The organism is Saccharothrix syringae (assembly GCF_009498035.1).
Lineage (GTDB): Bacteria > Actinomycetota > Actinomycetes > Mycobacteriales > Pseudonocardiaceae > Actinosynnema > Actinosynnema syringae.
Window position 1 is genome coordinate 5,793,209 of record NZ_CP034550.1, and the last position, 25,288, is coordinate 5,818,496.

Here is a 25,288-nt window from a genome sequence, read left to right on the forward strand (position 1 = left end):
CTTTCAGGTTGCGTCGGCCGCTGGTGCCGCTCCCACCCGGACGGGTGGGGGGTCGGTGGCGTCGGCGACGGGCAGGCGCAGCAGCAGCTGGCAGGCCAGGCGGTCGCCGGCGGTGTCCTCGACGGGGGACCCGGTGGGATCGGGCAGCATCTCGGTGAGGACGAGGGAGTCGGCGGTCAGGAGCCGGTCGAGGGTGCGCAGGGCGGGCAGGCCGGCCAGGTCGACCGGCACCTGCCGGTCACCGGGGGCGCCGGCGAACACCCAGCGGGGCAGGGCGCGGGCGCGGGTGAGGCGGCCCAGCGCGCGGAACCTGGTCTCGACGTCGGCGTCGGGCGCCCACAGCTCGTCGCGGTCGACGCGCCACTGGGCCCGGGTGAGGACCACGGGTCCGGCGGTCAGGCGCGGCAGGTGGCGGCGGTCGGGGAACGCGGCGATGGGCTGGGGCCGGTGGCGGTCGGGCGTGCGGGGGCCGGCGGCCAGGAGCAGGGCCAGGGCGAGGTCCCAGGGCGGGAAGGGCGCGCGGGTGGCGTGGTGGACGGGCCACAGGCGTTCGCCGCGGGCCTCGGCGACGACGTGGCGGCCGTCGCGGCGCAGGGTGATCTCGTGCAGCGGCACGTACCGCCCGGGGTGGTCGCGGCCGAGGTAGGGGTGGGCGTCGGGGTCGCCGGTCCACAGGTCGGTGTAGGCGGGGCGGCGCACCGCGTTGGCGGAGCGGGCGTTGTGCGGTGGCACCAGGACCTCGACCAGCCGGCCGCCGCGGCGGTGCTCGAACCCGCGCAGGAACTCCCGGTGCGCGGTGACCGCCGCGGGTTCGTTGCCGTGCAGCAGTTCCAGGCCGCGGGCGAAGCGGGCGTCGAGGACCCCGGCGGGCACGACGGCCTCCAGCACCGCCCCCGGGTCGCCGGGCAGGGGGCGGAGCAGGCAGTCGACCGGCCAGTCGGTGGTGGGGCGGGGCGCGCCGACGTCGTCGAGCAGGTCGTGGGTGATCTCGGTGGTGTGCCCGATGCGGCGCAGCAGTTCGGCGTAGCCGGAGGCGGGGTCGTGCGGGACCGGCCAGGTGTCGCGGTCGGTGGCGGCCGGGCGGTGGTCGGGGCGCTCGGCCAGGAAGCGGCGCACCAGGTCGGGCAGCGGGGTGGGGCGGCCGTCGAGCAGGTCGTGGACGGTGGTGGGCGGGGGCGGGGTGTCGGCGCGGATGAGGGCGTCCAGGCGGCGCAGCACGTCGACCGCGGTGCGCACGGCGGTCGGGTCGGGGGCGGGGGGTGTGCCGGTGACGTGGCGGTGGACGTCGAGGAAGTCCTCGCCGGTGCGGGGGCGGGGGCGGGGCGGGCCCCAGGCGGAGGTGCGCTCGGGGACGCGGTGGCAGCGCTGGAGCACGCCCAGGGTGGCCAGGTGGTCGGTGAAGGCGGTGAGGGCGGCGCGGGCGGCGGGGTCGTCGGCGCGGGGGCCGAGCAGGGTGGTGACCAGGTCGTGGTGCGGTCGGGGGCCGGTGGCCAGGGCGGTGCGGACGGCGCGCAGGGCCGGGGTGTCGCGGACCCGGATCTCGCGCAGCAGGGTCGGGGCGTCGGGGTGCGGGGCCCAGGTGACGAAGTCGCCGTCGTGGGACCAGTGCAGGCCGGTGGGGGCGAGGGTGGTTGCGGCGGGGTCGTGCCTGGTGGTGTGCACGTTGGGCACTTCGTGGGTGGCGAACGGGCCGGCGGTGGGGGTGGGGCGGGCGGCGCCGGGCGGGGCGACAGGCGCGACGGTGGCAGGCGCGACGGTGGCAGGCGCGACGGTGGCAGGCGCGACGGCGGTGGGCGCGACGGCGGTGGGCAGGTCGGTGCCGCCGACCAGGGCGATGTGGGCGAACCAGCTGCGCGGCGTGGTCTTGGCGGTGCCGCGGGCGATCAGGCGCCACAGGTGGTCGGCGCGTTGGCGCAACCTCTTGCCGTCCCAGGGTTCGCCGGCGGCGAGCCGGCGTTCGACGTCGGCCACGAGGTCCGCGGCGTCGTGGGCGAGCGCGGCACCGCCCACCGGCGAGGAGCGCAGCAGGCGCCAGGGCAGCCCGGCCAGGCGGTGCTGCTCGGCGGCCAGGTCCTCGCGCACGCGGTCCTCGGCCTGCCGGTGGTGGCGGGCGCGGGCGACCAGGCGGTCCAGGCCGATGGCGGACGGCGGGTCGACGCGGGCGGCGGCGGTGCGGGCCAGGGCAATGGTGGTGTCGTCGGGCAGGGGGCGGCCGTTGTGGGCGGCGCGGCGCACGCGCAGGACGGCCTGGCGTTCGCGGTCGGTGACGCCCGGGTGGGGTACGACGCGGTCGCCCAGGCGTGCGGCGAGGGTGCGGCCGTGCTCGCGGCACGCGGCGGCTGCCGCGTCCGCGTCGGCGAGGGCGGTGAACAGCCGGGGGCACGCACCTGCCGCCCACAGGCTCGCGGGCAGGCCGGCCAGGCGCAGCAGCACCGGCCCGCCGCCCGCGGCCTGATCCACCGCCACCTGAACCACTGCCTGCTCCAGCGCGACCTGAACCACCGCTCGCCGCACCCCCGCCACCCGCTCCCCCGCACCCGGTTCACCCACGACCCGGCTCCACCGTCGTGCCCAGGGCCTCGGCCAGCAGGATCTGGCGCTCGGCGGACAACGCCGCCCGGTTCCAGTGGAAGACGATGCAGAACGCGGCCGCGTGCCGCGGCCCGACACCGCCGTCGTGGCCGTCGAAGAACTCCGCGCGCCAACGCCTGCCGACGTCGACGGCGCGTTCCCGGTGCCGGGCCACGACCTCGCGCGCCCAGTCCGGCAGGGATTCGAGCAGCCGGTCCTGGTCGTGCCACAGGTGGCGGATGCCGCGCACCGCGGCGTCGAGCCCGGTCTCGCCGCGGGCGGGTTCGGGCAGGCGCCTGCCGGCCTCCCAGCGGACGCGGTCCCACACGTCGCGGTCCTCCCAGCCGACGACGCCCAGGCCGTCGAACAGGGCGCGGAGCATCGGCAGCGACACCGCCCAGACCGGCACCTCGCGCCGCCCGCCGCGGTGGTGCACGCGCAGCCAGGCCAGGGAGTCGGCGGTGAACAGCTCGTGGGCGTAGCGGGCGGAGGCGCGGCCGCCGAACAGGCCGGCCTCGACCTCGTACACGCCGGGCACGACGGCGGTGGTGGCGCCGCCCGCGGCCAGGTCGCGGCCCCAGCGCAGGACCTCGTCGCGCAGCTCGTCCCGACCGCCGGGGGGCGCCTGGAACCGGACGCGCAGGCCGGGGTGCTTGTGCATGAAGAAGAACGCGGTGGCCCGGCCGTCGTCGAGCAGCCGGGTGGCGAAGTCGTGCAGGGCGGCGTAGAGCGGCGCGCTGCGCTCGACGGCGGGCGAGAGCCCGACCTGGACCCAGCGGCGCTCCTCGGCGGGCGGGGCGAGGGCGGCGAGGCCGGCGGCGAGGAACGCGCGTTGCGCCTCGGCCAGCTCGGGGTCGTCGGGGACGCCCTGGCCGGTGGCCGTCCGCAGGCAGCCGGTGAGCAGGTCCACCAGGGACACCGACCCCTCCCCCACGGAGACCGCGGCGGTGCGCGGGGGTGGGACGCGGGTGGCGGCGCCGGTCAGCACGCGTGGTGGCATGTCACATCCCCGGGGGTAGGTGTGTGCCAACCGGATTACGGCGTCGGGGCGTTGCTAAACACCGCTGCGACGTGCGTTCACCTCATCGTGTCAACTTATGCCCCGTTCGTGATGTCCAAGATCACCCGACCGAGGAATTGCCCCCCACCGCCGTGCCGTGCTCCGCAACGGTCCAATCAGGACGGTCGCCCTCAGCGGTTCGCCACCGGCAGCACGTCGCGCACCGACCTGAGCACCGTCTGCTCCGAGTCCACCCGCGGCACCAGCGGGGGCAGGGCTGGCACCGGCGACGACGCCGGGCCCAGCGTGTACGACTCCGGGAAGTCCACCTCCACCGCGACCTCGTCGCCCCCGATCTCCCGCGTGATCCACGGCCCGGTCTCCACCAGCTGCCGCAACGTCTTCAGGTGCAGCCCGGCGATCCGCCGGAGGTACCACTCGTCCGGCGGCAACGCCCCCATCCGCCCCGCCAGCCGCGCCTTGACCGCCCGCACCCGCTCCCACAGCACCGCCGTCAGCGCCGCCCGGTCGCCCGACCCCCGCAGCCCGTCCCGCAACCGCGCCTCGATCCCCCGCGGCACCCCGTCCTCGTCCGGCATCAGCATCGTCGTCCACGCCCGCGACTTCTCGCGGTACTGCAACTGCTGCATCAACCCCTCGTGCCCGGAGAAGTCCGCCGCCCGGAACGGCCGACCCCGCCACCGCGACCGCAGCGTCCCCGCCAGCGACAACGCGCTCTTCACCCCGGTGTTCAACCCGCGCCCCGGCCAGAAGTGCAGCGAGTTCGCCGCGTCCCCGACCAGGAACCCGAACGCCTCCGGCCCCAACTGGGCGGTGAACCGCGCGTTCTGCGTCATGCCCAACCGGAACACCGTGATGCCCAGCACGTCCTGCGGCCCCGCGCCGAAGAACCGCGCCCCCTCCAGCACCCGCGGCCACAGGAACGACAACCGGTCCACCGACGGCTTGAAGATCGCCCGGTGCCGGTCGCACACGAACCGCCCGCCGCGCGGCAGCACCGTGCACCGGAACTTCGCGATGCACTCCACCGGGCCGTCCTCGCCGATCGCGACGACCTCCGATGCCTCCTCCGCGGTCAGCCGCATGTTGATGAACCCGCCGCCCAGCGAGTTGAACAGGTACCGGTTCTGGCACACGGTCAACGGCACCGTGTGCTCGTCCGGGAACACCCCCTTGACGCGGATGCCCAGCACCGTCTCCACCAGCTGCTCGCCGTCCACCGAGTAGAAGTCCCGGTCGGGCGTGCCGAAGTGCTCCCGCAACGCCTCCCGCGTCGGCGAGTTCGCCCCGTCCGCCACCACCAGGATGTCCGTCCCGCCCCAGGTCGCCGGCACCTCGAACCGCCCCGGCACCAGCTCGATGCCGTACACGTCCTGCGCCATGTCCAGCAGGCAGTCCTCGATCCACCGGATCCGGATGTTGCGCGGGCGCCCCCGCTCCGCGGGCGAGTCCGGCCCCAGCGGCCACATCTCGCCGAACCGGCCCTCCGCGAACAGCCGCTCCTGCACCAGGTGCGGCAGCGTGGACCACACGTTGCCCTGCAGCGTCACCACCTGCTCGCGGCGGAAGTTCCCCTCCGCCTCGCCCAGCCACACCACCCGGCTGCCCCGCCGCCGCCACCGCCGGTCGTGGACCCGCACCTCCACCTGGTCGCCCATCATCGCCCGCAGCGCGCACGCGAACGACAACCCCACCGGCCCACCGCCGGCCACCACGACCCGCAGCGGCTTGCGCCCGCTCGGCAGCGGCTCCAGCTTCTTGAACAACCCGGTCGCCCACTCCCCGGCGGGCGCGCCCGCCGGGCGCTCCGGCATCCGGATGAACGTCGTCCTCACGTCGGCGTTGCTCACGACCGGGTCTCCCCCTCAGGCACCAGCGGCACGGACAGCTCCCACACGCACGGCGACCCGGATCGGTTCACCCGGGTTCCGGACGCCAGAGGAGGCACCCGAACGCCGGTTTCCCCGACGGACCGACCGCGCACCACCAGTTGATCACCGACCCGTATACTGCGGGCTCCGACATCCGGGGGGACAGCGGTGGCCGTGCACGCCCACGACTTCTTCCGCCTCGTCGACGCGCTCGCCGACGTCGACCAGGCCAAAGGCGACCAGTACACGACGCTCACCGTGCGCGGCAAGCGCTTCGGCTACTACTGGCCGCGCACCCACACCGCCGGTCTCAAGCAGACCCTCTCCGAGCAGCGCGCCCTCGTCGCCGAACGCCCCGACGTCTTCGAGGAGCAGTTCACCGCAGGCGGCTTCGGCTGGGTCGTCGTCCACCTCGACGGCATCGAACTCGACGAACTGTCCGAACTGGTCTTCGAGGCGTGGCGGCTGTCCGCGCCCGAGGAGCTGGTGGCCGAGGTGCCGGACTGGGCCGAGCAACCGCCCCTCCAGGCGCGATCGCGCGCCGGGCGGAGCAGGTCTACGGGCAGTCCTCGTCGCTCCGCGCCACCACGACCGGCGCGCTGAACTCGTCCACGCCGTCGTAGCCGTTGAACACCGCCACCTGCGTGGCACCCGCCGAATCGCCGAACGCGCCGACGGGCACCCGCCAGGTGACCACCCGCCCGTCCTCCACCTGCTCGGCGTCGACCACCGGCTCCCACGCCCACCCCGGTCCGACATACCGGTAGAGCACGCCCTCCTCGATCATGTGGTCCACCCCGGCGGGCAGCCCCGGCGGCAGCACCCAACCGCCCGTCGCGTCGCCGTCGGTGTCGATGAACACCCTGCGGTGGGTGAAGTCCCTGGCGAAGGTGGCCCGGTAGCTGGCGGTCGTCGGGCCGAGGCACGCAGCGGGGTCCCGCACCACCGGGGTCGGGGTGACCACGGTGACCGGCGCGCCGGGGGCCGACGCGTTGCCCGCGACGTCGCGGGCGCGGACGGCGAAGGTGTAGGTCGTCCCGGGTAACAGGTCGGTGGCGGTGAAGGCGGTGTCGTAGGTGGTGCCCACCGGCACGCCGTCCCGCAGCACCTCGTAGTCGGCCACCGCCACGTCGTCCAGCGCCGACCGCCACCGCAGGACCGCCTGCCACGGCGTGGCGACCGCGGTGGTGCCGCGCGGCGGGGCGGGCGGGCTGGTGTCCACCACGCCCGCGACCTCGCCCAGCTCGGCGTCCCAGTAGCCGGCGATCGAGTCCCAGGTGTACGGGCCGAAGGACCGGTCGGTGACGTAGACGTACCCCGCGCCGTTGGCCTTGCTGCGGCGCACGACCTCGGCCATGTCCTGCGCGGTGGGCACGCCGTGGACCAGGTGCCAGAACTTGGCCCGGTCCTGGTGCCCCCGCTCCCACGCGGGCGGGGTGTGCGCCAGGTAAGCCTGGTGGTCGCCCTCGAAGGACAGGATGGTGTCGGCGACGGCGTCGTAGCACTGCTCGGTCGCGGTGCCGGGGTTGACGGCGATGTGCGCGTACGGGTGGGCGCCGCGGACGTGGTCGGCGATCGCGGCGTAGTGGGCGACGTACCCGCCGTCCGGGCCGCAGGTGTGCAGGGCCTGGTCCAGGAACACGCCGTCCACGCCGTGGCCGCCGTAGAGCGCGTACCAGTCGTCGACGTCCTGCCGGACCTGGGCGGCCCACGCCTCGGCCGAGGTCTCGCCGGTCCTGGTGCGGTGCGCGCCCTGGCCCACGTCCACGCCGAAGTAGCCGGTGTCGACGTAGACGAGCACCTTGGCGCCGGAGTCGTGCACCGCCCCGATCGCGTCGGCCCACGCGTCGGAGTAGGGCGCCTCCGGCCTGCTCAGGCTGCCGTTGACCACCACGATGCCGGTGGCGGGCCGGTTCTGGGCCAGGCGCCGGAACGCGGTCAGGCCGTCGGGGGTCGCCGGGCTCCAGTAGGCGGGCACCGCGGCCCACTGGTGGGTGACCGCGGGACCGGGGTTCAGCAGGGTGAACGTCGTGACCACCGCCCCCACGCGGGCCAAAGCGGTTCTCAGGCGCGCCATGCGGGCCAGTTTCGACCGCTCCCGACGAACGGGCAATCGGTCGGAAGGCAGGACCCGGATTAGGCCGCCTGCCGGTATGCGAAAGAATTCGCCGATGCCGTCCGCCGCGATCCGGACAACGCACGACAAGAAACGCGAAACATACTCACATGCCCCCTGGGCAGCGCGTCGGGACCTTTTCCGCCGATGCGCGGAAAAGGCTCCGACGAGGCGTCGTCCGGGTCGCCGGGAATTTAACGTTCATTACATCCGACCCGGCATCCCCGCGCGATCGTCCCGGTAGCGGGGCTACGTTACCGCTGCGTTAATAACGAGACGGTATCGAACGGGACCCACCCACCGGTTGTTCCAATCGGCGGCACTTACCACGAATTGCGGTACCGCCCCTCCGGAATGCGCCCTACCTTCTCGACGGGAACAGATCGGAGAACTACCGCGCACCCGGCGTGGGGACCGCTGCTGTGCGGAATCAGGTAACTCGACCGGGAGGTCTTACCTTGAGAACACGTCCTTCGCGCGCGAGAAAATGCGCGGTAGCGCTGCTCGCGCCCGTGCTCGCCGCGGCCCTCGCGCCCGGCACCGCGGCCGCCACGCCGGGATCGCACCGGCACCCCTTCATCAAAGCCGCGGTCGCGCGGCCGCAGGCACCGCCCCCGGTGCGGCTGACACCGGTCAACGGCCCGCTCCCCGCCGAGGCCGAGAGCACGCCGTTCGCGCCGGCCGACCAGGTCGCGCTGCGGCCCCTGGTGGTCGCCCTGGACGGCACCGACTTCGGCCTGCCCACCTGGCGCGCCGTGCTCAACCGGATCGGCACGCCCTACGACGTGCTGCTGGCCAAGGACGAACCGCTCACCGCGCAGCGGCTGGTCCGCTCGGACGGCGTCGGCCGCTACAACGCCGTCCTGCTCACCGACAACGCCCTGCTCTACCGCAACAGCTCCGGCGGGTACGTCAGCGCGTTCGACGACACCGAGTGGCGGACCCTCTGGGCCTACGAGCGCAGCCACCGGGTCCGCCAGGTCTCGCTGTTCACCTCGTGGGGCACCTTCCCCGAGGACCACTGCCTGCGCCCCGGCGTCGAGGGCGAGGTCAACCCGCCGGTGCAGGCGGCGCTGACCACCGCGGGCGCCGCCCTGTTCGACCACCTGGAGGCCAACGCGCTGGTGCCGATCAGCGACTCCTACGCCTACCGGTCGGTCCTCGCGCCGAACTGCGCGGCGCAGCCCCTGCTGACCGTCGGCACCCACGTGCTGGGCGTGACCTCGACCTCGACCGACGGGCGGGAGCGCGCCGCGCTGACGTTCTCCTCCAACGAGAACCTGGCGCAGACCGACATGCTCGCCCCCGGCCTGCTGCGCTGGGCGACCCGGGGCGTGCACCTGGGCGAGCAGCGGCACTGGCTCAACGCCGACGTGGACGACTGGTTCAACTCCAGCGACCACCTCTACCCCGACGGCCGCCTGGAGACCGACCCCGGGTTCCGGCTCAGCGGCACGGAGGCCGCCGCGGTCGCGGTGCAGCAGCGGACGCTGCGGGCGGAGCACCCGGTGGCCGCCGGGTTCACCCTGAACCTGCCCTACAACGGCGGCGACCTGAACACCGCGGCGCCGTCGCGGTGCTCCTCCCTGCTCACGCCCGACCCGCTGACCAGCTACTCCCGGTGCCTGTCCCGCGAGTTCCGCTGGGTCAACCACACGGTGAGCCACCCGGAGCTGAACGCGACCGACTACGCGACCAGCCGCGGCGAGATCGCCGACAACCTGACCATCGGCCGCAACGCCGGGCTGACCGTGCCCACCGACGTGCTCAAGACGCCCGCCTACTCGGGGCTGGGCGTCTACAACCCGGACCCGAACGCGCCGGACACCGACCCGCCGACGGACTTCGGGCTGGCCCGGTCGAACCAGGCCATGCTCGACGCCGCGCGTGACGTGGGCGTGCGCTACCTGCACGGCAACATGTCCTTCGCCAGCCACCGGCCGGCCTGCTTCAACTGCGGCACCTACCACCCGCTGCGGCCCGAGCTGCTGGTGGTACCGGACTGGCCGACCAACATCGGCTACCAGACCACCGCGCCCGCCGAGCTGACGCTGTTCTACAACCGGCTCTACGGCCCCAACGGCAGGTTCCCGTACCACGACCACGACCTGACCTACGCCGAGGTCGTCCACTACGAGTCCGAGGTGGCGCTGCAGCACGTCATGACCGGCTCGGTCTACAGCCACACCCTGCACCAGGGCAACCTGCGGCAGTACGGGGTCGGGCGCAGCCTCACCTTCGACTGGCTCAAGGCCGTGGTCGACAAGTACGACGCGCGGTACCGGGTGCCGTTGAAGAACCCGGACTGGCCGACCCTGGCGCGGTACGTGCAGGCCAGGAACGCGCACTTCGCCGAATTGGCCGCGGGCGGCGACGCGATCTGGGACCGGGCGGCCAACACCGTGACCTACACCGCGGCCACCGCGGGCTCGCTGTTCATCACCGGTGCCACCGCCTCCGGTGCCGAGACCGAGCGGTACGGGCAGGACAGCGTCACCAGGATCACGACCAGGGCGGGCACCCGCGTCACGGCCGCGGTGGACACGCGTCGATGAGGACGAGGCTGCCGCGATCGGCTCCCCCGGTGCACGCGCCGCTGCTGGCGGTCCTGCTGCTGGCGCTCGGCGCGATCACCGTCATGAGCCCGCCCGCCCCGTCGGGCGCCGGACCGACCGGGGCGGGCGCGGCGCCGCCCGTCCCGGACCCGGTCCCGGTCGCGGTGCCGGCCAAGCAGCGAATCCCCGTGCGCCGGGCCGGGCCGCCGACCGGCCCGGCCGCGCGGGGCGACCGGGTGGCGCTGCGCCAGCTCGTGGTCGCCACGGGCCAGGACGACTTCGGCCTGGCCGCCTGGCGGTCCGTGCTCGACGCGATCGGCACGCCGTACGACGTGCTCGTGGCGGGCGCCGAACCGCTGACCGCGGACCGGCTGGTCGGCGCGGACGGCGTCGGCCGGTACAGCGCGGTCCTGCTGACCAGCGGCGCGCTGCTGCGACCCGACGCGGACGGCGCCTACACCTCCGCGCTGGACGACGGGCAGTGGCAGGTCCTGCAGGACTACGAGCGCGCCTACCGGGTCCGGCAGGCGGCGCTGAACACCCACCCCGGCACCTACCCGGACGACCTGTGCCTGCGGTCCGGGTCCGAGGGTGCGGTGAGCGGGGCGCCGGTGCCGCTCTCGCTCACCCCGGCCGGCCGGCGGGTCTTCGACCACCTCAGGCCCGAAGCCTCGGTGCCGCTCACCAACGCCTACCTGTACCGGACGCTGGTCGCCGACGGCTGCGGCGCCGAACCCCTGCTGTCGGTGGAGGACCGGGTGGCCGCGGTGACGAGCCGGGCGCCGGACGGCCGGGAGCGCCTGGCGCTCACCTTCTCGCTGAGCCCGGGCTCGACCGCCGAACTGCTGCTCGGCCACGCCGTCGTGCGCTGGGCGAACCGCGGGGTGCTGCTCGGCGAGCGGCGGCACTGGTTCAACGTCGACGTCGACGACTGGTTCAACGTCACCCAGCGCCTGCGCCCCGACGGCACCGCGGAGCTGTACCGGCTCGGCGCCGGTGACGCCGTGGCCGTGGACGCGCAGCAGCGCGGGCTGCGCGAGCGCCACCCGGTGGCCGCCGGGTTCACGCTCAACCTGCCCTACAACGGCGGCCGGTTCGACGCCGCGGCGCAGGCCACCTGCGCCGGCACCGGCGGGGGCGACGCGCTCAGCGGCTGCTCCAAGGCCCTGGTGGACCGGTTCCGGTGGATCAACCACACGGTCAACCACCCCCAGATGAACGACACGCCCTACGACACGAGCCGGAACGAGATCACCGACAACCTGCGGATCGCGGCGGCCGCCGGGCTGCCGGTGCCGGCGGCCGTGCTCAAGACCCCGGAGTACTCGGGGCTGGGCGTGTTCGACCCGGCGGCGGGCTCGTCCGGGCCGCCGACCGACTTCGGGCTGGCCCGGTCGAACCAGGCGCTGCTCGACGCCGCGCACGACGTGGGCGTGCGCTACCTGCACGGCAACATGTCCTTCGAGGGCCACCGGCCGACCTGCTTCAACTGCGGCGTCCACCACCCGCTGCGGCGGGAGGTGCTGGTCGTGCCCGACTGGCCGACCAGCATCGCCTTCGAGGCGACCGAGCCCGCCGAGCAGGTGGCCCTCTACAACCACGAGCGCGGCACCGGGCTGACCTACGAGCAGGTCGTCGCCGCCGAGGCCGCGGTGGCGCTGCAGCACCTGCTGGGCGGGTCGGTGTACGCGCACACGCTGCACCAGGGCAACCTGCGCGAGTACCAACCCGGCCGCAGCCTGGCGTTCGACTGGGCCGAGGCCGTGGTGGCCGCCTACGACGCGCTGTGCGCGGTGCCGCTGGAGAACCCCGACTGGCTCACCCTGGCCCACTACGTCGAGGCGCGGACCGCGCACTTCGCCGAGCTGGCCGAGCACCGCGACGCGGTCTGGGACCGGGCCACGGGCGCGGTCACCTACCCGGCGGCCCGCGACGGCGCCCTGTTCGTGACCGGGGTGGAGACCAGGGAGGCGACCGGGGCCGACCAGGGTTCCCCCGACGAGGCCGAGGTCTACGGCTCGGACCAGGTGTCGCGGATCGGGCTGACCGCGGGCGAGCAGGTCGTGCTGACGGCGAGCCCCCGCCCATGACCGTTCCCGCGGTGCGCCCCGTCACGGCGGACCCCCCGGACCCGGACGACGGGCTGCGGGTCGCGCTGGTCTCCGAGGGCACCTACCCCTACCACCCCGGCGGCGTGAGCCTGTGGTGCGACCAGCTCGTGCGCGGCATGCCCGAGCACGCGTTCACCGCGGTGGCGCTGACCGTGGACGGCACCGAGCGCCCCTCCTGGCCCGCGCCCGCCAACCTCGTCGGGGTGGTCGACATCCCGCTGTGGGGCGGGTCGCCCGGCCCGGCCCGGCGCGAACCGGAGGGGTTCGCGGCGGCCCACGACGCGTTCCTGCGGTCCTTCGTCCCGCACGCCGAGGGCAGCGCCGAGGCGTTGCTGGTGGCGCTGCGGCGCCTGTTCGAGCTGTCCCGCTCGGCCGACCTCGGGCCGGCGCTGGTGTCCAACGACGCGGTGGGCAGGCTGGTCGACGTCACCGCCGAGCGGTGCGGCAGTCCCCTGCCGCTGCACCACGCGGTGGCGGTGACCGACCAGCTCGAACACATGCTGCGGCCGCTGTGGCACCCGCCGGTCCGGGTCGACGTGTGCCACCTGGCCATGAACGGCCTGAGCGCGCTGGTCGGCCTGGCGGCCAAGTGGGCGCACGGCACACCGCTGCTGATGTCCGAGCACGGCGTGTACCTGCGGGAGCGCTACCTCGGCGCGGCCGAGCAGGGCGGGCCGCGCGCGGTCCGGGCACTGGTGCTGGGCTTCCACCGGGCGCTGGCCGGCGCCGCCTACCGCGCCTGCGACGTGCTGGCGCCGCACTCGGACTACAACCGCCGGTGGCAGCTGCGCAACGGCGCGGACGAGGCGCGGGTGAACACGATGTACAACGGCATCGACCCCGACGACTTCCCGCCCGCCGCGGGTGAGCCGGACGAGCCGACGATCGTGTTCGTGGGCCGGATCGACCCGCTCAAGGACGTGCGCACGCTGATCCGGGCGTTCGGGCTGGTCCGGGCGGAGCTGCCGCGGGCGCGGCTGCGGGTGTTCGGCCCGGTCACCGCGGCCAACCGGGACTACCACGCGGACTGCGTGCGGCTGGTCGAGCAGCTCGACCTGGCGGGCGCGGCCGTGTTCGAGGGCCGGGTGCCCAACCAGGTCGACGCCTACCACGCCGGGCACGTGGTGGCGCTGACCAGCGTGTCGGAGGGCTTCCCCTACTCCCTGGTCGAGGCGATGTCCACGGGCCGGGCCACGGTGTGCACGAGCGTCGGCGGGGTGCCCGAGGCGGTCGGCGGCGCCGGCCTGCTGGTGCCGCCGCGCGACCACGCGGCCGTGGCGCGCGCCTGCCTCCGGCTGCTCACCGACGGCGAGCTGCGCGACCGCCTGGGCCGCGAGGCCCGGCAGCGGGTGCTGGAGCGCTTCACCCTCCAGCGCTGGAACGACGGCTACCGGACCCGGTACGCCGAGCTGGCGCTGCCGGGGGGCGCGGGATGAGCGTGACCGACCCGGTGGAGCGGGTGCGGGCGCTGCTGCCCGACCCCGTGGACGAGCTGCAGGTGGCGGCGCTGCTGGAGAGCCAGGGCGTCACCGACGCGGTGGCGCTCGACGACCACGGCGCGGCCGACGTGTTCGAGCTGGCCGAGCAGGTGTACGCGCGGCTGGCCGCGGAACCGACGGCCGAACCCGAACCCGAGCCGCCGCCGGAGCGCCCGCGGGCGTGGCTCGACGCCGGGCACGGCCCGCTGTACCTGATGCCCACCACCGCCTACCCGGCGGTGTTCGCGGTGCTCGGCGACGCGGAGGCGTTGCGCGCCCTGCTGTTCGGCACCTCCACCGGCTGGGTGTGGGGCGCGGTGACGAGCTGGGTCGCGCACCGGCTGGCCGGCGCGGGCGCGGCGGCCAGGGCGCTGGTCGTGCTGGGCGGCCTGGGCACCGCCGCGGCGGCGCTCGGCGCGGTGCTGCTGGCGCTGCTCACCGGCGGCGGACCGGGCACGGTGCTGTTCGTCGCGGTGCTGGCCGCCTTCCAGGCCGCCGCCGGCGCGCTGCTGCTCCACCGCGCGGAGGGCCGGCTGCTGCTCGCCGCGCTGCCCGCAGGCGTGGCCGGGCTGGTCCACCTGGGTTCCGGCTACGCCGACGCGCTCGTCGTGCCGGTCCTGCTGGCCGGCGCCGCCACCGCGGTGCTGGCCCTGCACGGGGCGTGGCGCACCTGCCGGGCCGCCGGGCCGGTCGGCCCGGGGCGCGTGCCACCGCTCGGGGTGCTGGCGCGCGGCGCGCTGCCCGGTGCGGCGCACGCGGCGGCGGGCGCGGCGCTCCTGCTGCACACCGACGCCCGCCACGTGCTGGGCCCGCTGGACCTCGCGATCGCGGTGGCGCCGCTGGCGCTGGGCATGGGCGTGGTCGAGTGGCGCGCCAACCGGCTGTTCGACCGGGCCGGGCGCCTGCTGCGCACCACCGGGCGCCCCGAGCGGTTCCGCGCCGCGGTGTGGCGCCTGCTGCTGCGCGAGTACGCCACGTGCCTGCTCGCGCTCGGCTCGGTCGCCCTGGTGCTGATGCTGGTGCTGCGGTGGTCCGGCGCGCTCACCGCGCCCGGCGCGCTGCTGGTCGACGGGCACGTGGTGCTCGGCGGCGCGTACTTCCTCGGCTTCGTCCTGGTCCGGACGGGGGGCGCGGCCCTGGCACCGCTGCTCACGTCGGGGGTGCTGCTGATCGACGTCGCGGTGGTCGCGGTCGTCGGCGACGCGGTGCCCGACGTCGACGTGCCGGTGTTCCTGGCCTGCGGAGCCCTCCTGTCCCTCCTGCTGCTGGCGGCGCTCCACCGGAGCGTCGGCCAGGTTCGCCACTACCGATGAGATGCCACCACCGATGAGATAAGGAGGACCCGGTATGCACGCGGTGATACTCGCCGGCGGCCGTGGGGTGCGCCTCCGCCCCTACACGACGGCACTGCCCAAGCCCCTGGTCCCGATCGGCGAGGAGTACGCGATCCTCGACATCATCCTGCAACAACTGCGCGCCCGCGGGTTCCGGCGCGTCACCCTGGCGATCGGCCACCTCGGCTCGCTGATCCGGGCCTTCGTCGGCGACGGCTCGCGCTGGGACCTCGCGGTCGACTACAGCGAGGAGGTCAAACCGCTGTCCACCATCGGGCCGCTGCTGAACTTCCTGGACCGGCTGCCCGAGCACTTCCTGGTGATGAACGGCGACGTGCTCACCGACCTGGACTACACGGCGCTGCTCGCGCACCACACGGCCAACGGGGCGCCGCTGACGGTGGCCACGTACCAGCGCAAGGTGAAGATCGACTTCGGCACGCTGTCCACCGAGCAGGGCCGGATCGTGCACTTCGTCGAGAAGCCGGAGCTGTCCTACGGCGTCAGCATGGGCGTGTACGCGATGTCCCGCGAGACGCTGGCGCCCTACCCGCGGGACGTGCCGTTCGGCCTGGACCAGCTGGTGCTCGACCTGCTGGCCCGCAGCCGCCGCCCGGCCGCCTACGAGTTCGAGGGCTACTGGCTCGACATCGGCCGCCCCGACGACTACGACGAGGCCAACCGCTGCTTCGAGCAGGCGCGGTCGGCGCTGCTCCCGGGACCGCGGCGGGCGCCGCTGGGAGCCGTGTCGTGAGCCCCACCCGGGTGCTGGTGTTCGGCGCCACCGGCTACCTCGGGCGGCGGGTCGTCGCCGCGCTCACCGCCCGGCCGGGGGTGGAGGTCGTCCCGGTGCGGCGCGGCGGGCCGCCGGGCGGCGACCACGTCCGGCACGACCTGGTCAGCACCGATCCGGCGGACCTGCTCTCCTCGACCGCGCCGGACGCGGTGGTCAACTGCACCGGGCGGCTCGGCGGCACCGCGACCGAGCTGGTCGCGGCCAACGTGACGGCGGTGGCGCGCCTGCTCGACGCGCTGCCCGCGGCCACCCGGCTGGTCACCCTGGGCTCGGCGGCCGAGTACGGCGTGGTGCCGGTGGGCCGGCCGGTCGGCGAGGACGCGCCCGAGAAGCCGGTCAGCGCCTACGGGGCCACCAAGCTGTCGGCCACCGGCCTGGTGCGGGCGGCCGTGGCGGCGGGCCGGGCGGACGCCGTGGTGCTGCGGGTGTTCAACCCGGTCGGGGCGGGCGCGCCCCACGACACCGTGCTGGGCCGCGCGGTGGCGGCCATCCGCAGTGCCGCCACCGGCGTCCGGCTCGGCCCGCTGGGCGCGCACCGGGACTTCGTCGACGTCCGCGACATCGCCGAGGCGGTCGCCCTGGCCGCCCTGGCGACCGGCGCGCCCGGCCCGGTGCTCAACATCGGCAGCGGCACGGCGGTCGTGGTCCGGGACGCGGTGAAGCTGCTGGTCGAGGAGTCCGGGTTCACCGGCCAGGTCGTCGAGTCCGACCCCGCGCCCGACCGGTCCCGCGCGGTGGACTGGATCGCGGCGGACGTCACCCGCGCCCGCGAGGTGCTGGGCTGGCGACCGCGGCACGACCTGCGGGCGTCGGTGCGCGACCTCTGGGCGGGTGGCTCGGGGTGAGGGCCGGGCGGGTGTGCCGGTGGGGTGCCGGCACACCCGCCTCCCCGTTCGGCGGGCCGGGTGCGCCGGGTTCGGCGGGCCAGGGGTGCCGGGTGCGCCGGCCGAGGGGTGTTCGCGGGTGTGACGCGCGGGTCGAGGACCGGGTCGAACGGCGGGTGGTCGAACGGCGCGCCGGTCCGGCCGGGCTCACCCCGGCGCGGGACCGGTGGACGCCCCGGGACCCGGGCGGGTGTGCCGGCCGAACCGGCACACCCGCCCTCTCTCACCCCGCGTGGTCCCGGTACCACTCGTAGGTCTGCCGAACGCCCTCCTCCAGCGGCACGGTCGGCTTGAACCCGGTCATCGCCCGCAGCAGGGTCAGGTCGGGGCAGCGGCGGTGCACCGAGCCGCGCGGCGCGGGCACCTGCTCCAGCACCGGGTCGTGGCCGGCGACGTCGAGCACCAGCCTGGCCAGGTCGCCGATGTTGGTCTCGGCCGTGTCGTCGCCGATGTGCACGACGCGGCCGACGGCCTCGTCCGCCGCCATCAGCCGCACCACCGCCTCGACCGCGTCGTCCACGTGGCAGAACGCCCGGTACTGGTCGGTGCCGTAGACCCGGAACGGGTCCTCGCGCCGGGCCGCGCGCAGCGACAGCTCGGGGATCACGTGGTCGGCGCCCATCCGCGGCCCGTAGACGTTGTGGAACCGGCCGATCACGGCCGCGACGCCCTTCGCCCGCCCGGTGTGCGCGACCGCGGCCTCACCGAGGACCTTGCTCACGCCGTAGGCGGCCCTGGGCGCGGTCACGTCCGCCACGACCAGCGGGACCGACTCGGGCGTCGGCACCGGCACCACACCGGAGTCCACGCCGCCGGCGTAGGTCTCGCTGGTGGAGGCGAAGAACAGCCTGTGCCGGGGCGTGACCCACGCCAGCGCGTTGAGCACGACCAGGGTGTTGACCCGGATCACCCGCTCCGGGTCGCGCTCGACGTTGCGCACCCCCACCACCGCGGCCAGCAGGTACACGTGGTCGACGTCGTCGGGCAGCGCGTCGAAGGCCGCCGGGTCGGTGAGGTCGGCCGAGACCACCGGCACGCCCAGCAGCCCCAGCTCGGTGTCGTCGCGGCCGCGGGAGAAGTCGTCGACGACGACCACGTCGTGGCCGTCGGCCAGCAGGCGGCGGGTGAGGTGCACCCCGATGAACCCGGCGCCGCCCAGCACCAGCGCCCTCACCGGGCCGCCCCCGGCTCGTAGCCCAGGGCGGCGTAGCGGACGCCGTGCCGGGTGACCCGGTCGGGTTCCAGCAGCCGCCAGGAGTCGTAGAGCAGGCGGATGCCGGACCCCGGCAGCAGCGCGTCGACGTCCAGGTCCTGGTACTCGCGGTGGTCGGTGATCACCAGCACCGCGTCGGCGGCGGCGAACCCGGCGGCCAGGTCGACCGGCTCGCCCCCGTAGCGGCGGATGACCCCGGCGTCCACCAGCGGGTCGTGGCCGAGGACCCGCAGGCCCGCGTCGGCGAACACCGGCGTCATCGAGGCGATCGGCGTGCCCCGCATGTCGTCGGTGGCGGGGCGGCCCTTGTAGGCCCAGCCGAGCACCAGCAGCGCGTCGCCGGGCCGGGCGCCCATCAGCTCCACCACGCGTTCGGCGACGTGCCGCGGCAGGTCCTCGTTCACCTTCCGGGCGGCACCGACCAGCGGCAGCTCGCGGCCCACCCGCCCGGCGACCGACAGCAGGATGTACGGGTCCTTCGACAGGCAGCCGCCGCCCACGTAGCCGGGCCTGGCCAGGTCGGGGCGCGGGTAGTCCAGGTTGGCGGCCCGGATGACCTCCAGCGGGTCGAGCCCCAGCCGCTCGGTCAGCCCGGCCACCTCGTTGCCGTAGGAGTAGATCACGTCGGTGTGGCAGTTGTTGGCGAGCTTGACCAGCTCGGCCGTCTCCAGGTTCGACACCGGCACCACCCGGTCGGTCAGCCGGCCGAACAGCGCGAGCCCGAGCCGCAGGCTCTCGTCGTCGAGCCCGCCGACGACCTGCGGCAGCTCGACCAGCTCGCGCAGCGCCTGCCCCTGGATGGTGCGCTCGGGCGCCATCACCAGCCGCGCCGAGCCCCACGCGTCCACCAGCCGCGGCAGCACGACCGACCTGGTGGCGCCCACCGGCACCGTGCTGCGGACCACCACCAGGGTGTCCGGCGAGCACCGCTTGGCGATGTGCTCGGCGGCCGCGGCCAGGTTGCCCAGCCTGGGTTCGTGACCGGTCTCGTCCACGGGGGTCGAGACGCAGACCACCGCCGCGTCCACGCCGCCGTCGGGCAGGTCGGGGCCCAGGAAGATGCGCCTGCCCACCCACTCCCCGAAGGTCTCCTCGACACCCGGTTCGAAGATGTGCGCCCGGCCCCGCGACAGCGAGTCCAGCACGGCCTGCTGGGTGTCGACGCCGTGCACCTCGAACCCGCGCCGGGCCAGCGCGGCGGCCAGCGTGAGGCCGACGTAGCCCATCCCGACGATCCCGATCCGGTGCAGCTCCGGTGGTCCTTCCGTCACATCCGCTCCTCGTTGGTCCGGCGCGTCCGACGGGTCACCCGCAGGGCGCGCCGACCCGGTCCAGCGCCTGCACGGTCACGTATCCCTCGAAACCCTCTTCGCGGTACCGGCGGCACGCCGCCGCGACGTTGTCCGGCCGCACCGCGTAGTCCACCGCCAACACCGTCTTGCCGGCGTCGCGGATCTCTCTGGTGGCCGCCAGGTTCGCCGCGCAGTACGAGGCGGTGCACGGCCGGTCGGTGGCCAGGAAGAACAGCTCCTCCACGCCGATGCCGTCGATGGCGTCGAGGTAGCCGGGGTGGGCCAGCAGCTCGGGCGAGTTCTGCGGGAACACCAGGAACCCGGGGCGGGCGGCCTCGGCGTGCCCGGCGATCCGGGCGATCAGGTCGACCATGCGCCTGCCCAGCTCCGCCCGGTCCAGGCCGGGCACCAGGTCCTGGTCGATCTCCTCGTAGGCCAGCGGGGTGTCCAGGTAGGCGCCGTCGAACCCGGCGGCCAGCGCCCGGTCCAGCCGGGGCCGGACGGCCAGCTCCCACCAGCTCGGCTCCCAGTAGCGGACGAAGTGCTCGCCGGGCCAGCTCGCCCACTCGTTGAGGACCAGGCGGGCCGGGTCGGCCGCGACGGCGGCGTGCTCGGGCCGGAACGACTCGATCGCCCCGATTTCGAAGTAGGCCAGCACGATCTTCCCGGATGCCCGCAGCCGGGACACCTCGGCGCGGGTGAAGTACGAATTTCCGGCATCCCGCGCCAAGTCGACCACGACGTAGCGGAAAGAGGACGAAGCCAATTCTTCGAGCCCGCCGTCCCGATAACCCTGCAACTGGTACGCGAAACCGTCCGGATGTTTCTCCACCACCCTTTGCGGAGCACACCCGGGTGCACCGAGGAGCAGGACCACCGGGAGGACGACGAAAACGCCGGGAAACCGTCGACCCACCACGGCACCACCATACCGGCGCAGGTAAACCGGGCAATGCCCCGTTGAGGGGAACCGATCCGGGCGCCGATACGTGAATTGCGGATTACCAGAACGGGACGGGTCGGGCGGAATAATTCGGGGCGCGGGCGACCGCGCGACGACGACCCGGACGAAACGGGCGGACGACTTCGCGACGGCGGCCCGACCGGGATGGGTGGACGACTTCGCCACGGCGACCCGGTCGGGTCACCAGCGCCATTCGGCGCCTTCCGCCGCGTCCTCGGCCTCACCGAGGTGGCACAGCGTGGCGCGAGCGGCGATCAGCGCCGCCCTGGTGGCCTCGACGTCCCCGCCGACCGCGTGGGTGAAGGCGTTGCCCAGGTAGCCCCGGGCCACCTCGAACACGCCGCGCGGGTCGTGCACCGCCCCCGCCAGCGCGCCCTGCACCGGGGAGACCGCGGCGGCGAAGTCGGTCAGCATCGGTTCCAGGGCGTCGGCGCGCGCGGCCGGGGGCAGCGCGGCGATCGCGGCGTCCACGGCCGCGACCAGCACGGTCAGCGGGTCCTGCGGCGAACGCGCGCGGCAGGCCGTCGCGGAGCCCGCGCGCGTCTGCTGCGGCACCTGGACGGGCGGCGGGTCGAGGCTCACGGCATGAGCTTAGGAAGGAGGGGGAGGCTCCGCTCGGCGTGCATCTGCACGTGCACCCGCACGGGCTAACGGTGTCCGCAGCAATGCGGTCCTGGTCCCGGCCGCGACCTCGGCGTCCTCGCGCGCGGTGACCACCCAGACCCCGATGGCCGAGCCGGCGGCGCTGATCCGCGAATCACCCGATGCAGTGAGGTTGGCGTCCCGGTCGAGGGTCGGGCCCAGGAACGCCAGGCCGTCGACCACCCGCGCGCGCACCTCGGCGTCGTGCTCGCCGACGCCGCCGGTGAACACCAGCAGGTCCAGCCCGCCCATCGACGCGGCCATCGCGGCGACGCCCTGGCGCAGCCGGTGGGCGAACACGTCGACGGCCAGCCGGGCGGCCGGGTCGCCGTCGGCGGCGGCCCGGTGCACGTCGCGCAGGTCGGCGTGCCCGGCCAGCCCGGCCAGGCCGGAGCGGTGGGCCAGGCCGTCGGCCAGTTCGCCGGGGGTGAGGTGGTCGAGCAGCCACAGCAGCAGGCCGGGGTCGAGGTCGCCGGGGCGGGTGGCCATGGGCAGGCCGGCCATCGGGGTGAAGCCCATGGTGGTGTCCACCGAGCGGCCGTCCCGGACCGCGGCCAGCGAGCAGCCCGCGCCCAGGTGGCAGGTCACCACGCGCGAGCCCCCTCCGGCCAGGTCGACCGCGTGCCGGGAGGCGTGGGCGTGGGACAGGCCGTGGAAGCCGTAGCGGTGCAGGTCCCAGCGCTCGCGCCACTGCGCCGGCAGCGGGTAGGTGGCGGCGACCGGGGGCAGGGTGCGGTGGAAGGCGGTGTCGAAGCACGCCACGTGCGGCACGTCCGGGAACAGCCCCACCGCCGCGTCGATGCCGGCCAGGGCCCGGGGTTGGTGCAGCGGCGCGAGGTCGGTCAGCTCCTCGATGCCGCGCCGCACCCGGTCGTCGAGCACGGTGGGTTCGGTGAAGCGGGTGCCGCCGTGGACGACGCGGTGCCCCACGGCGTCCACCCGGGGCAGCGGCAGGTGGCCGAGGTCGGGGCGGCCGTCCCACCGCTCCACGTGGTGCTCGGCCAGGACGGTGTCGTCCGGGCCGAGCACGGTCAGCTTCAGGCTGGACGAGCCCGCGTTGACCACCAGGACGTCCATCAGTACGGCCAGGTCCAGTCGCGGACCTCGGGCAGGTCCTCGCCGTGCTCGCGGATGTGGTCGTGGTGGCGGGTGCGCTGGTCCTGCATGAGCTGGCGCAGGCCGGCGGCCTTGACACCCAGGCCCGGGACGCGGTCGATGACGTCGATGACCAGGCGGTAGCGGTCCATGTCGTTGAGCACGAGCATGTCGAAGGGCGTGGTGGTGGTGCCCTCCTCCTTGTAGCCGCGGACGTGGATGTCGCGGTGGTTGGTGCGGCGGTAGGTCAGCCGGTGGATCAGCCACGGGTAGCCGTGGTAGGCGAAGATCACCGGCTTGTCGGTGGTGAACAGGGCGTCGAACTCGCGGTCGGGCATGCCGTGCGGGTGCTCGGTCTCGGGTTGCAGCCGCATCAGGTCCACCACGTTGACCACCCGGATGCGCAGTTCGGGCAGGTGCTCGCGCAGCAGGGCGGTGGCGGCCACGACCTCCAGCGTGGGTGCGTCGCCGGCGCAGGCCAGCACCACGTCGGGTTCGGTCAGGCCGTGGTCGGTGCCCGCCCACTCCCAGATCCCCGCGCCGCGGGCGCAGTGCAGCGCCGCCTCCTCCGGGCCCAGCCAGTCCGGGGTGAAGTTCTTGCCCGCGACGACCACGTTGACGTAGTCGCGGCTGCGCAGGCAGTGGTCGGTCACCGAGAGCAGGGTGTTGGTGTCCGGCGGCAGGTACACGCGGACGACCTCGGCCTTCTTGTTCATCACGTGGTCGATGAACCCGGGGTCCTGGTGGGAGAACCCGTTGTGGTCCTGCCGCCACACGTGCGACGAGAGCAGGTAGTTCAGCGAGGCCACCGGGCGGCGCCAGTCCAGCTTCCGGTGCGTGCCCAGCCACTTGGCGTGCTGGTTGAACATCGAGTCCACGATGTGGGTGAACGCCTCGTAGCAGTTGAACAGCCCGTGCCGCCCGGTGAGCAGGTAGCCCTCCAGGAAGCCCTGGCACAGGTGCTCCGACAGCACCTCCACCACCCGGCCGTCGGTGCCCAGGTGCTCGTCGGTGGGCAGCCGCTCGGCCAGCCACTGCCGCGCGGTCACGTCGAACACCGCGTCGAGCCGGTTGGAGGCGGTCTCGTCCGGGCCGAACAGCCGGAAGTTGCGCCGGTCGGCGTTGAGGGTGAGCACGTCGCGCAGCATCCGGCCCATCACCCGGGTGGGCTCGGACGTCGTCGTGCCGTGCTTGGTCACCTCCACCGCGTACGGCGCCGTGCCGGGCAGGCGCAGGTCGCGCAGCAGCAGGCCGCCGTTGGCGTGCGGGGTGGCGCCCATGCGCAGCTCGCCGCGCGGGGCCAGGGCCAGCAGCTCGGGCTTCGGGCCGCCGTCGGCGTCGAACAGCTCCTCCGGCCGGTAGGACTTGAGCCAGTCCACCAGCAGGGCGAGGTGGCGCGGGTTGTCGCGGACACCGGCCAGCGGCACCTGGTGGGAGCGCCACGTGCCCTCCACCGGCACACCGTCCACCTCGGCCGGACCGGTCCAGCCCTTCGGCGTGCGCAGCACGACCATCGGCCAGCGCGGGCGCCCGGTGTCGCCGGCGCGGGCGGCTTCCTGGATGCGGCGGATCTCGTCGACGACCTCGTCGAGCACCTGCGCCATGCGCGGGTGCAGCGCGGCCGGGTCGTCGCCCTCCACGTAGTGGGGGGCGTAGCCGTAGCCGCGCAGCAACGCGTCCAGCTCGTCGTGCGGGATGCGCGCCAGGATGGCCGGGTTGGCGATCTTGTAGCCGTTGAGGTGCAGGATCGGCAGCACCGCGCCGTCGTGGGCGGGGTCGAGGAACTTGTTGCCGTGCCAGCTCGCCGCCAGCGGGCCGGTCTCGGCCTCGCCGTCGCCGACCACGCAGGCCACCACCAGGTCCGGGTTGTCGAACGCCGCGCCGAACGCGTGCGCCAGCGAGTAACCCAGCTCGCCGCCCTCGTGGATCGAACCGGGCACCTCGGGCGCGACGTGGCTGGGCACCCCGCCCGGGAAGGAGAACTGGCGGAACAGGGTGCGCATGCCCTCGGCGTCGCGTGACACGTTCGGGTGGGTCTCGGTGTAGGAGCCCTCCAGCCACGTGTTGGCCAGCAGGGCGGGGCCGCCGTGACCGGGACCGGTCACGAACAACACGTTCAGGTCACGCGCGTTGATCACCCGGTTCAGGTGGGCGTAGACGAAGTTCAGGCCGGGCGTGGTGCCCCAGTGCCCGAGCAGCCGCGGCTTGATGTGCTCCGGCGCCAGCGGTCGGGTCAGCAGCGGGTTGTCGAGCAGGTAGATCTGTCCCGCCGAGAGGTAGTTCGCCGCCCGCCAGTAGGCGTCGACGAGGGACAGGTCGGTGTTCTCCGGCTGGGGCATCGCTTCTCCTGCCTGGGGTTTCGGCTGCTTCCCCAGCCTGCCGCCGGGACCGGGGCGGTCCCAGGGACGCCGGCCCCCGATCCGACCGGGACCTTCGTCCCGGCGCGCCGGGCCCGTCCGACGCTAGTGGCAGCCGGCCGGGGTCGCACCTCAGCCGGCCGGGGTGCGCGCCCCTTCCGCCACCCGCAGCGCGACGCGGGCGAACGCGGCGGCCGGCCGGGAGCGGGACCACTCCGGCCACGCCACCACGACCGTCGTGAGTGGACCGTCGACCACCGGCACCGCCACCAGGTCCCCGATCAGGTGGCGTCGCGCCGAGTCGGGCAGCACGGCCACCGCCCGGCCCAGCGCGATCAGCTGCATGAGCTGGGCGCTGTCGCGCACCAGCGGCCCGCCGGCGTCCGCGGCCGAGCCCGGCCACCGGGGCAGCGGCTCGCCCGCCAGGTCGGCCATCCGGACCTCGGCCCGCCCGGCCAGGGCGTGGTGCGCGGGCAGCACGGCGACGGCGGGTTCGACCAGCAGCCGCTCGTGGTCCAGGCCGGTGAGGTCGTCGTGGGGCAGGTGCAGGAACCCGACGTCGGCCCGGCCGTCCCGCAGGAGGTGGGCCTGCTCCCCGATCCCGCACACCAGCACGTCCACCGGCACCGCGTCGGGGTCGGCGGCGTAGGCGTCGAGGATCGGGCCGAGCAGGCCGCTGTCCCCGCCCGGCTTCACCACCAGCACCAGCTCCGGCTCGGGCCGGCCGGCCCGCTGCGCCCGCCGCCCCGCGGCGGCCACCGCGACCAGCGCCCGGCGCGCACCGTCGAGCAGCTCCTCGCCCGCGCCGGTCAGCTCCACCTTCCGGCTGGTGCGCTCGAACAGCACCACGCCCAGCCGCCGCTCCAGCTGCCGGATCGCCCGCGACAGCGGCGGCTGCGCGAGCCCGAGGCGCTCGGCCGCGCGGCCGAAGTGCAGCTCCTCGGCGACGGCCACGAAGTAGGCCAGCTCGCGGGTCTCCAGATCCATA

General features: G+C 74.8%; 17 protein-coding genes and 1 pseudogene. 7 read left to right on the forward strand and 11 right to left on the reverse strand.

Going from position 1 to position 25,288, the window contains the following annotated elements; all coding sequences use genetic code 11:
- Positions 1–3 precede the first annotated feature (3 nt).
- The 3 genes from EKG83_RS49120 to EKG83_RS24975 form a co-directional block, all read right to left on the reverse strand.
- Positions 4–2,550: a lantibiotic dehydratase gene (locus EKG83_RS49120; RefSeq protein WP_051766674.1), complete on the reverse strand. Its 2,547-nt coding sequence runs from the start codon at positions 2,548–2,550 to the stop codon at positions 4–6.
- Entirely contained in the window at positions 2,543–3,571 is a 1,029-nt protein-coding gene (locus tag EKG83_RS24970) for a thiopeptide-type bacteriocin biosynthesis protein (protein ID WP_063741447.1), read from the reverse strand. The genes EKG83_RS49120 and EKG83_RS24970 overlap by 8 nt, the downstream gene beginning before the upstream one ends.
- 191 nt (positions 3,572–3,762) lie before the next feature.
- Positions 3,763–5,442 carry a hypothetical protein gene (locus tag EKG83_RS24975; protein WP_051766676.1) on the reverse strand — a complete coding sequence of 560 codons (1,680 nt, stop codon included), beginning with the start codon at positions 5,440–5,442 and terminating at the stop codon, positions 3,763–3,765.
- Between the two features lie 189 nt (positions 5,443–5,631).
- Here EKG83_RS24975 and EKG83_RS24980 point away from each other — a divergent pair.
- Positions 5,632–5,964 (forward strand): annotated as a pseudogene (locus EKG83_RS24980) (MmcQ/YjbR family DNA-binding protein); the annotation flags it as partial.
- 55 nt (positions 5,965–6,019) lie between these two features.
- On the opposite strand, the gene EKG83_RS24985 reads toward EKG83_RS24980, so the two are convergent.
- A complete protein-coding gene (locus EKG83_RS24985) occupies positions 6,020–7,540 on the reverse strand; it encodes a spherulation-specific family 4 protein (protein ID WP_084716966.1) in 1,521 nt (506 codons plus the stop codon).
- 497 nt (positions 7,541–8,037) lie between these two features.
- Here EKG83_RS24985 and EKG83_RS48210 point away from each other — a divergent pair, with 497 nt between their 5' ends.
- The 6 genes from EKG83_RS48210 to EKG83_RS25010 are packed head-to-tail and all read left to right on the forward strand — an operon-like array spanning position 8,038 to position 16,698.
- A complete protein-coding gene (locus tag EKG83_RS48210; RefSeq protein WP_051766677.1) occupies positions 8,038–10,134 on the forward strand; it encodes an Agd3-related carbohydrate-binding protein in 2,097 nt (698 codons plus the stop codon).
- Entirely contained in the window at positions 10,131–12,224 is a 2,094-nt protein-coding gene (locus EKG83_RS24990) for an Agd3-related carbohydrate-binding protein (protein ID WP_228122190.1), read from the forward strand. Before EKG83_RS48210 ends, EKG83_RS24990 begins: the two co-directional genes overlap by 4 nt.
- On the forward strand, positions 12,221–13,681 hold the full coding sequence (gene pelF / locus EKG83_RS24995) for a GT4 family glycosyltransferase PelF (protein ID WP_051766678.1): 1,461 nt from the start codon (positions 12,221–12,223) through the stop codon (positions 13,679–13,681). Before EKG83_RS24990 ends, pelF begins: the two co-directional genes overlap by 4 nt.
- The gene (locus EKG83_RS25000) at positions 13,678–15,036 is read left to right on the forward strand and encodes a hypothetical protein (protein WP_153278363.1); all 1,359 of its coding nucleotides are present in this window, start codon (positions 13,678–13,680) and stop codon (positions 15,034–15,036) included. Before pelF ends, EKG83_RS25000 begins: the two co-directional genes overlap by 4 nt.
- A 34-nt stretch (positions 15,037–15,070) precedes the next feature.
- Positions 15,071–15,811 carry a nucleotidyltransferase family protein gene (locus EKG83_RS25005; RefSeq protein WP_033434231.1) on the forward strand — a complete coding sequence of 247 codons (741 nt, stop codon included), beginning with the start codon at positions 15,071–15,073 and terminating at the stop codon, positions 15,809–15,811.
- Positions 15,808–16,698, forward strand: coding sequence for an NAD-dependent epimerase/dehydratase family protein (locus EKG83_RS25010; RefSeq protein ID WP_033434232.1), 891 nt, complete (start codon positions 15,808–15,810; stop codon positions 16,696–16,698). Before EKG83_RS25005 ends, EKG83_RS25010 begins: the two co-directional genes overlap by 4 nt.
- A 262-nt stretch (positions 16,699–16,960) precedes the next feature.
- Here EKG83_RS25010 and EKG83_RS25015 read toward each other — a convergent pair whose 3' ends face one another.
- From EKG83_RS25015 to EKG83_RS25045, 7 genes are all read right to left on the reverse strand, one after another.
- Complete coding sequence (locus EKG83_RS25015; protein ID WP_033434233.1) at positions 16,961–17,911, reverse strand: NAD-dependent epimerase/dehydratase family protein; 951 nt, start codon at positions 17,909–17,911, stop codon at positions 16,961–16,963.
- On the reverse strand, positions 17,908–19,221 hold the full coding sequence (locus EKG83_RS25020) for a nucleotide sugar dehydrogenase (RefSeq protein ID WP_033434234.1): 1,314 nt from the start codon (positions 19,219–19,221) through the stop codon (positions 17,908–17,910). Before EKG83_RS25020 ends, EKG83_RS25015 begins: the two co-directional genes overlap by 4 nt.
- A gap of 34 nt (positions 19,222–19,255) precedes the next feature.
- Entirely contained in the window at positions 19,256–20,161 is a 906-nt protein-coding gene (locus EKG83_RS25025; protein ID WP_084716967.1) for an endo alpha-1,4 polygalactosaminidase, read from the reverse strand.
- A gap of 225 nt (positions 20,162–20,386) precedes the next feature.
- On the reverse strand, positions 20,387–20,788 hold the full coding sequence (locus EKG83_RS25030; RefSeq protein WP_033434235.1) for a hypothetical protein: 402 nt from the start codon (positions 20,786–20,788) through the stop codon (positions 20,387–20,389).
- 9 nt (positions 20,789–20,797) lie between these two features.
- Positions 20,798–21,925 carry an acetate/propionate family kinase gene (locus EKG83_RS25035; RefSeq protein WP_063741449.1) on the reverse strand — a complete coding sequence of 376 codons (1,128 nt, stop codon included), beginning with the start codon at positions 21,923–21,925 and terminating at the stop codon, positions 20,798–20,800.
- Complete coding sequence (locus tag EKG83_RS25040; protein ID WP_033434236.1) at positions 21,925–24,282, reverse strand: phosphoketolase family protein; 2,358 nt, start codon at positions 24,280–24,282, stop codon at positions 21,925–21,927. Before EKG83_RS25040 ends, EKG83_RS25035 begins: the two co-directional genes overlap by 1 nt.
- A gap of 150 nt (positions 24,283–24,432) precedes the next feature.
- Positions 24,433–25,287 carry a LysR family transcriptional regulator gene (locus EKG83_RS25045; protein ID WP_211269224.1) on the reverse strand — a complete coding sequence of 285 codons (855 nt, stop codon included), beginning with the start codon at positions 25,285–25,287 and terminating at the stop codon, positions 24,433–24,435.
- Position 25,288 lies beyond the last annotated feature (1 nt).